Annotated in this window: 5 protein-coding genes and 1 pseudogene; all 6 read right to left on the reverse strand. The window is 44.3% G+C overall.

Annotated elements, in window-relative coordinates:
* A pseudogene (locus DW657_RS15345) lies at positions 1-201 on the reverse strand (WYL domain-containing protein); the annotation flags it as partial.
* An 83-nt stretch (positions 202-284) separates the two neighbouring features.
* Complete coding sequence (locus tag DW657_RS15350) at positions 285-1,616, reverse strand: hypothetical protein (RefSeq protein WP_118313312.1); 1,332 nt, start codon at positions 1,614-1,616, stop codon at positions 285-287.
* A 488-nt stretch (positions 1,617-2,104) separates the two neighbouring features.
* A complete protein-coding gene (locus tag DW657_RS15355; RefSeq protein ID WP_118313315.1) occupies positions 2,105-3,832 on the reverse strand; it encodes an alpha-amylase family glycosyl hydrolase in 1,728 nt (575 codons plus the stop codon).
* Between the two features lie 66 nt (positions 3,833-3,898).
* Positions 3,899-6,001 (reverse strand): glycoside hydrolase family 97 protein, encoded by a 2,103-nt coding sequence (locus DW657_RS15360; protein WP_118313313.1) that lies wholly within the window; start codon positions 5,999-6,001, stop codon positions 3,899-3,901.
* 94 nt (positions 6,002-6,095) lie between these two features.
* Entirely contained in the window at positions 6,096-7,823 is a 1,728-nt protein-coding gene (locus tag DW657_RS15365) for a RagB/SusD family nutrient uptake outer membrane protein (RefSeq protein ID WP_118313314.1), read from the reverse strand.
* 71 nt (positions 7,824-7,894) lie between these two features.
* The coding region (locus DW657_RS15370) for a TonB-dependent receptor domain-containing protein (protein WP_118313316.1) at positions 7,895-9,254 on the reverse strand (1,360 nt) is incomplete at its 5' end.

The raw sequence follows: 9,254 nt of genomic DNA on the forward strand, positions 1-9,254 counted from the left end.
TAGCTTGACACAGTTTAGTTTACACTCTCCCCCATTCAGGCATTCGCCCGTCTCATAACTCTTCGTCATATCCTTTAAGATACCAATCATCTCCTGCCTCAAGTTCTCAGGTTTCAGCACAATGATATTTCTGCCATGCCATAACAGTTCCTGAAGGAAATCACGGCTGGGGCGAATGGTGAGGGTATATTCCCGATACATCGTTAACTATCTTAAGATACTTTGCCATGTATCTTAAGATACTTAAAAAAGTAACCTAAGATACCCTCGTACCCTTTCTTCAGTTATTTCAAATACTCTATGAGCATATTGAAGTTCTTTTTACCAAGATTATTCTCAGACAAAGACTGACTCATGTTCTTATTAACGATAAGACGTGATTGCATTTTTTCCCATACATCAGCATCTAATAATTCCTTCCATTTTGCTGCACTTCGCATAATAACAAACACCACATCTTCTCTTTCATAAGCCAAATATCTAATTAGTTTCTTCGTTAATTCCTGAGATGGCAACACAACACCCCTTGGAAAATCCTTAAAAGAAACAGAAGTGTAAGCACAATACTGAACTATTGCAAAGTTTCGGAAAAACTCATATTCTTTCTGATGATTTATATTGAGGCGATTAATATTGTTATACCAATAATAGTCACCGATTTCATTCAATGCATCGCCACAAAGGACTTGGGAACCCTCCATGCTATATTTTTCCTTGAACTCTTCATGACTCTTAACATAAGATTCCTGTGGGGTGAGCAATCCTCTCACTTGAAATGACAGCGTATTGATCAACTCCGCCATAGCATCCTCTAAAGGTGCCCAATATCTTTCATATTGCACATTATCATTCACACCTAACTTAAATCCTGGATTTAGGCTAAGAATAACGACTTTCGCCTTGAGAGGGTTACCTCTCCATGGCTCAGCAGGAGCACCAAGGACATACTTATAATCTTCCTTTACATTTCGGTTGAACTCATTTATTACCTGTTCTTCATAAGGATTTGGATAGACTATCTTTATATCCTCATTATACCAATGAGAGCGCATATAATCCTCTTGTAGCTTAGGCCAAAGATTTTCTTTAACAATATCTGATTCTGAAACGCAGTAAAATCCTGACGGATTGACAATTCGTTTGAGTAGATCTTCACTTGTCAAAGACTTTTTCAACGAAGCCAAACTATCCCATCTAAGATATTTCTGCGTAAAATTTACAGACTTATCGTCTTCTGTATAAGAGAATCTCAATCTAATCTCCATCATGAGAAGATCCAACACTTTCTCTAAGCTAAGCGTTTCTTTAAGATAATTAGCCATTGCAAACTGGTCATCTACATATCTATCGCCTTCAGAGTATCTAAGATGCGAAACGAAATACGCCAATGTTTGCTTGATACTATCTTGGGCAATCTCAGGATGATTGTCTAAAAACTCACGAATATGCGATAAGATATCAAAGCCCTTGTCGGCAACATAAAGCAGATGCATCAACTTTGTGTCTGTATCCGTCTGTCCAAACTCGTAACAATAATCGTCTACATAAGCCTTGATATGCCTCTCTGGTAGACTAACACGCTCGCCTCCTACTGGATAAAATGCAATTCTTCTCATAATTAATCGTTTTGATGTTACACTTTTTGCTTCAAATCTTACTACATCAACAAAGATTATCAGCATTTTCGTTTTTGCGGATTGTTAGATAACGGATTATCTAAAACTATATTGCATAGGGAACTCCTTTTTTGTATTTTATAGAAAATAAAAATAAAATATTTCCGATTTATATCCATTATAAAAGATAAAAATATGGCAACTATCATTCGTTTATCATACATCGACAAGATAGAAAGGTATCTTGGCAAGGAGACTATCATCGTATTAGAAGGTTAACGACGTGTAGTAAAAGCTGCATGATGAAGATGATTCGTGACCGTAAAACAAAAATGCGCCCGCACAATACGGACGCATTTCTGTTTTTATAAAATTACCACCAACAGCAGAACAGCAGTGATACTCCCTTCTTCAGCTTCTTTCGAGGCTTCCTGTTCAGTTTGTTCTAGGCGATGGCAGGAGAAAGCACTCCCATAGAAGATAGAGCTCTATCTTTCCACCTTGAATATGGCGGCACTTATGCCTGAAGCTTTAATCACATCAGTCTTTCTTCCTGATTTATACACAACCTTTCCTGTGGAAAGAACAGAAACAGCCTTGCCACCTACAGAGCTGATATTGAGAGAGGCTGCCTTGGCACCAGGATTCACGACAACAACATACTTCTCATCACCCAAAGTGCGCTCATATACCATCGGATATTCCTGACCCTTCCGGTTCAGGAGCTTCCAATCTCCCTCATTGTCAAGAGCCTTGGCTGAATGACGCAAAGCGGTCAGCTTACGGGTATATGACAACAGAGAATTCTGATCTCCCTGCTGAGCTTCAACGGTCAACTTTCCGTTTTCCGTATCTACAGGGAAGTAGAGCTTATCGGGTGCACTCGTAGAGAATCCGGCATTCTTGCCCTTGGTCCACTGCATCGGAGTGCGGGTACCAGAGCGCTCATTGCTACCCTCCTTGTTAGGGAGATTCATCTGAAACTTCATACCAATCTCATCACCATAATAGATAAACGGAATACCTGGCATGGTGAGGAAGAAGGTCATCGCCACCTTCAACTGGTCAGGCGTGTTGCGGGTACCGATGTTAGGACGCTGGTAATCGTGGTTGGCAGATGGAACAGCGATGTAGCCGAGATTCTTGGTGGCATTGAAAGCCTTGGTATAGTTCTCGCTAAATTCCTTAAGCGAACCCTTGCCCTGCTTGTCGAAATAGCAGTTCTTATAGCTCTGCTCCCATTTACCCCATGGAGTCTTGCGGTCGAAGAACAGAGAGGCATAGCCCTTAAGACCGAAATGGATGTAGAAATCGATGTTGAAGCCGGCAGGAATGGCTTGCTGCGGATTAGCCCACTCTGAAATCAGGACGGTCTCAGGATAGTACTTGTCCTTCCAGGCACGCATCTCATTCCAGAGTTTGGAAACCTCCTTCTTGTCGGGGTCGTTCTTGATAAGCGATGATGCCATATCTACACGGAAGCCATCCACACCCTTATCAAACCAGAAAGCCATAATGTTACGTATTTCCCTACGGACAGCCTGTGGTCCTGGAGCATCTACGCCCTGCTCCCAAGGATGATTTGGATCTGGATGAGCAAAACCATAGTTCAAGGCAGGCTGGCACTCGAAGAAATTCTTCTCATAATACTTGGCACGAGGAGCATTAGCCTCCACATATCTGCCTCGGGTACTAGACTCCGGACTTGCCTCCTGATGACGGGCTTCTATTTCTTTCTTCTCACTCTCAGGGATATCATTCATCCAGATATAATAGTCGCTGTAACGCTGGTTAGGATCTTTCTCGGAAGACTCCTTGAACCAGGCACACTTGGTGCTGGAATGTCCTGCCACCAGGTCGAGACAAACCTTGATGCCACGCTTATGGGCCTCATTGACCAAAGTAACCAAATCGGTATTGGTACCGAATCGAGGATCCACCTTGTAGAAATCGATGACATCATAGCCACCATCAAACCATCCCGACTCAAAGATTGGATTGAGCCAGAGGGCGTTCACACCCAGAGACTTGATGTAATCCAACTTGGAAGTGATACCCGGCAGGTCGCCAATACCGTTGCCATCAGTATCCATATAGGAAGATGGATAAATCTGATAGAAAAGTGCATCACTCAACCAAGCCGGTCCCTTCTTCTGTTCTGCCTGAACAGAAAGTGTGGTTGCCGCCAAAGCAGCAACCAACAACATTTTATTCATTCTTTTCATGAGCATAATTATTAATTCAAGAAAACTTTCTTTCATAATAACTCAAAATCCTGCATTTTATTGTGCAAGAATGCTAATTGCAAATCCGCCACCTGCAACAGAGTTCAATTTCAAGACAGACTTGCTGGTCACAGTCTTCTTGGTGATGACATAAGCCTGCGGATTGGTCTTGTAGTTGGCATTCTTTGCATCCTGATAGATGGTAGCCACATACTTCTTTCCCTTGTCGAGGAAATCGAGCTTTACGGTAGATTGATGAGCCTTCATGCCCGTAACACCACCGACAAACCAGTTATCAGAACCCTTTGCCTTGCGGGCAGCGGTGATATACTCCATTGGTTCAGCCTCCAGATAGATAGACTTGTCCCAATCTACGGCCACATCCTTGATAAACTGGAAGGCATCCATGTGCTTCTCGTAATTCTCAGGGAAATCAGCAGCCATCTGCAATGGACTATACATGGTAACATAAAGTGCCAACTGACCGCAGATGGTAGAGTTGCAATGTGAACCATTGGCGCAATCCATCTCAAAGATACCAGGGGTATAATCCATCGGACCACCCTGCAGACGGGTGAAAGGCAAGATGGCGGTATGTCCCGGTTTGGTTCCTCCGAAAGCCTGATATTCTGTACCGCGAGCACTCTCGTTGCCAATCAGGTTAGGATAAGTGCGGCAGAGACCGGTAGGACGCACAGCCTCATGGGCATTTACCATGATGTGATAATCAGCAGCACGGGTTACGGCATGCTGATAGTGATTGATTTCCAACTGACTGTAGTGATGCTCGCCACGAGGAATGATGTTGCCCACATAACCGCTCTTCACAGCATCGTAGCCATAATCCTTCATCAACTGGTAAGCTCTGTCCATATACTTCTCATAGTTCATCACAGAAGAAGAGGTCTCATGATGCATGATGAGCTTCACTCCCTTGGAATGTGCATACTCATTGAGTGCCTTGATGTCGAAATCAGGATATGGAGTCAGGAAATCGAATACCTTTTCCTTCATATAACCACTCCAGTCTTCCCAACCGATGTTCCATCCTTCTACCAGGACTGCATCGAAACCATGGGCTGCAGCAAAGTCGATGTAACGGCGTACATTGGCATTGTTGGCAGAATGTTTGCCCGATGGCTTGGCATGTACATAGTCGGTTCCATCCAACTTCACGGTAGGATAATCATGGGTATAAGCCCACTCTCCCTTACCTGAAATCATCTCCCACCATACACCTACATACTTTACAGGATGAATCCAGGAGGTATCCTTGATCTTGCAAGGCTCATTGAGATTGAGAATCAGATTGGAAGACAGAACCTTGCGGGCATCATCTGTAATGACCATCGTACGCCAAGGGCTCTTGAACGGAGTCTGCACATATCCCTTCATTCCCTGTGCATCTGGAGTAAGCCAAGAGGTAAAGGTCATGGTCTTGTCATCCAGATTCAGGTGCATGGCTGGATAATCCACCAGAGCAGCCTCATGCAGATTGATGTAGATACCATCATCAGTCTTCAACTGGAGCGAGGTCTGTACACCGGTATCAGAAAAGACTGTCTGTGAGAGATTGCTGCTGACAGCAGCATGCAAGGCTGGACGGATGCCCGACAGGCGGGTCTTGGTGTATTCATATTCCTGGGTATCGTAATCACCAGGAATCCACCAGGCGGTATGATCGCCCGTCATGGCAAACTCAGTACGCTCTTCCTTGATGGTAAAGTAGTTGAGACTGCCTTTCTGAGGGAACTCATAGCGTAATCCTACTCCATCATCATAGACACGGAAACGGACGTTCATATAACTGTCGGTGGAATTCTGCTTCAACTCTACCAGCATATCATTATAATGATTGCGGATAGACTTGTTCTCTCCCCAAACAGGAGTCCAAGTCTCATCGAAAGTAGAAGTTTTCTCATCGATAACACTAAAATCGGCAAGCAGGTCCTTACCATCCTTACCGCCCTTGGCGAGCTGATAACCCAGACGGCTAGGCTTGATGATGGTCTTACCCTGATAGGTCACACTATAGGTAGGCACAGTGCCATCCAAAGTGAAGTTCACCTTGATTTGTCCGTTAGGAGAAGTAATGTCTCCAGCATCTGCCGAGATGCCAAAAGCCATCAGAAGGCTTGCGAGCAAAAAGAGTTTTTTCATATTATTTCCTTTTTTAGTTTGTAATATTCAATATAAAATTACCATTCTCCCTGGTATGCTCCAATGAGGAAAGTTTCCTCATTGGAGCTACCCCTTACTTGGTATAACCAGGATTCTGATCGAGTTTCTTGTTCAAGTTGAGCACGGCATAAGGGATAGGATAAACCATGGTATAGCCCTGCGTATCATCATTGTAATCACCTGCAGAAGCATTGTGGGTCACACCCTTGAAGCGGTCAGCAGTAGGCTCTGTAAAGGTACAGAATCTGATCTGGTCTGGGCGTCGTACTCCCTCCCAAGCCAGTTCCAGCATACGTTCATCCAGAATGTCATTGAGCGTAAGTTCTGTACGAGGTGTAGCAGCAACACGGGCACGAACCTCATTCACTATCGTGAGCGCCTCATCCTTGTTACCCATACGATACTCAGCCTCGGCCTTCAGGAGCAGGGCATCAGCATAACGCCAGATTACCAGGTCGTTGTTGAAACTATACTGCTGGGTAGTGGACTTATCAAACTCATACTTCTTCATTCTGGCACCGGCACACTTCATGGCATGAGGGTCATCGGCAGCAGTGAAATCCACCTTTACAGCCAATGGCATATACTCCAGCGGCTTATCTGTAGCACCATCCTCTACAGCTTTTCCTGTCTCCTCCATATAATCCTTGTCGGTATAGAAGTTGAGTTTCAGACGAGGGTCTGGATTAGCCGTTCCATAGCCATATACCAGCATCTGCTGCTTGGAAGAGCAGGCTCCATTCCAGCCCTGATAACCGATGGCACCGCCATGGTTATAATGCAGGGTGCGCACGATGTTGTAATCCTCTATCTTATAGTTGACGCAGTCGTTCGGACGGGTCCAAATATTCTCCACGGAATTCTGGTTGGCTACGATGAAGTTATCTGCATAGCTAGGCTGCAGGCGGTAACCCAAGCTGGCAATCTGATCAGCACAATAGGCTGCTGTTTCCCAAGCATTGCGAGTTTCACCATCCAAAGTGATGTTAATTTTTTTACCCATTTCCGAAACAGTCTTTCCCTGCTCCTCGCTGGCAGTAGCCTTGCCGCTCTTGTCTGTACCGACAAAGGCACTATAGCTGGTTGGAGTGGTATCATCGATGGTATAGACCGGTGCATTGATGGCACACTTAGCCATACACATATATGCCACAGCCTTAGTGATACGGCCATAATATTCACCCTCGTTCTGGCTCTTACTGTCTGAAAGATGAGGAATACATTCAGCCAATTCTGAAGTGACAAACTTGAAGACATCAGAGCGGTTGGACTGATTCACCTCGTTAGCACTCACCTGAGAAGAAACAACCAATGGCACCTGTCCGAAGAGATCCATCACATAGTAATAATAGACAGCACGAAGGGCTCTCAATTCATATACATATTCAGCATACTCCGGATGCTCACCCAGGTACTTGTTGAGTCGGTCGATAGAAGAATTGGCAAGACCGATGACACGATACAGGTTGTTCCACACATCGTTATACTTGCTTACAGACGACTCAAAGTTGTGGAGGAAAATGTTCTGCCAGGCACCACCATCCACCCAGTCACCTTGGCGACCAGGAATCATACTGGCATCAGAAGAGAACTCCTGAAAGGTATGTACCGAGCCACCATCGCTTCCATACAATCCATTGCCGATGGAAGAATAAACATTAGCCACTGTGTTTACATATACCAGCTTAGGGGTACTGAAAGCCTCCTCCTCAGAAAACTTGCTTCGTGGAGTCTCATCCAGTGAGCAACTAGCCAGTAATATCGATGAAAGAAGCATCGAACCTATAATATATTGTTTCATAACTGTAATCCTTTATATATTAATAATGTAATTCTTAATTAGAACTTGAAATCTATTCTATGTGAAAACATTTAGAAATTCACAGAGAGCGACAAAGTATAAGTACGGCTCAGAGGATAGATGTTCTTATCGTCGATACCCAGATTGTCACCACTGATGGTTGCTGAGTTGATCATTGGAGTCAAGCCCTTGTAACCAGTGAGGGTACAGATATTGTTGACTGACAATGACAGGTGAATGTTGTTGATGAACTTCCACTTGAGCATATCCTTGGTAAAGGTATAGCCCAGAGAAGCGTACTCGAAGTTCATATAGTCACCCTTTTCCAACCAGTAGTCAGAAATCTGAACATCATGGATTCCCTTGCCATTATTGAGATGCTGTGCACCGCTCAGAATATTATAGGTTGGGAAATTACTCATATTGTTCAAGGTCATGGATGTAGCATTGTAAATCTTATGACCGAACGCACCATTAAACTGCATGCTCAGATCCCAGTTCTTGTACTTGAAGCTCATATCCCAACCGAGGAAGTACTTAGGAATGGCCTGTCCGCATACCTTGCGGTCGCCACTGTCACCCGTATCAATGGTACCATTATCATCAAGGTCTTCGATGATATACTGTCCGTTCTCATCAATACCTGTGCAGTGAGGCAGATAGAATACACCTACAGGCTGTCCCTCTATCAGATAGGTTACACCATTATTATGTACCAGACCAGCTGCACCTACCGTAGCAACAGAAATATGCTCGCTCGTTGTCATAGGCTGTCCCTTGTAGGTACCGCTCAACTTCTTCAGCTTATTCTTCTGATAAGAGAAATTCAGACCGGAATTGAAGGTGAAGTCCTTCGTCTTGATGATGTCACCACGAACAGCCAGTTCGAATCCCATATTAGTCATGGTACCCATATTGGCCAACAGACGGTCGTAAGTGAAAGGAGGTACCGGCACGGTATAGGTATAAAGCATATCTGATGTCTCAGAAGTATACCAGTCGAAGGTTACATTGAGACGCTGCTTGAACATCGACAGGTCGAAACCGGCATCAAACGTCTTCTTTACCTCCCACTTCAGATCAGGGTTGCTGTTGGAAGTAACCGCAAACGTAGTACTTGTTGCGCCGTTGACGGTAGTTACACCATTAGGTTCCATCAGAGCGAGAGAGGTATAAGGATCGATAGCATCCTGATTACCGGTCACACCATATCCTGCACGGATCTTGAAATTATCTATCTGCTTGATTTTCTTCATCCAAGGCTCGTTGCTGATTACCCAGGCTAAGGAAGCAGAAGGGAACCAGCCCCACTTCTGACCATCACCCAACTTGGAAGAACCATCGGTACGAACATTGACGGTAGCGATGTATCTGTCAGCAAACATATAGTTGACACGAGCCATATACAATAGTTCGTTAAAATTTGAGATA

This window comes from Prevotella sp. AM23-5, from assembly GCF_003473645.1.
GTDB lineage: Bacteria > Bacteroidota > Bacteroidia > Bacteroidales > Bacteroidaceae > Prevotella > Prevotella copri_A.